Annotated in this window: 1 protein-coding gene; it reads left to right on the top strand. The window is 64.3% G+C overall.

Translation table 11 applies throughout. From position 1 onward, the window contains the following. The coding region (locus tag F6X37_RS38240) for an Ig-like domain-containing protein (protein ID WP_187614718.1) at positions 1 to 207 on the top strand (207 nt) is incomplete at both ends.

Consider the following 207-nt stretch of genomic DNA (forward strand, 5'->3'; position numbering starts at 1 on the left):
TTGATGCGCCGGACCAGCCAGTCATTGGCGAAGTGATTGACGACGTGGGTCTGGTTCAGGGTCCTGTGGACAATGGCGGCAGCACGGACGACACGACGCCGACGCTGGTGGGCAAGGGCGAACCGGGTGACACGATCGTCGTGATCGACAACGGCACGCCGGTTGGCGAGACGCAGGTCGACGAGGACGGCAACTGGAGCTTCACGC

Origin of the sequence: Paraburkholderia sp. 31.1, from assembly GCF_014397645.1 — a bacterium.
GTDB classification, from domain to species: Bacteria; Pseudomonadota; Gammaproteobacteria; order Burkholderiales; family Burkholderiaceae; genus Paraburkholderia; species Paraburkholderia tuberum.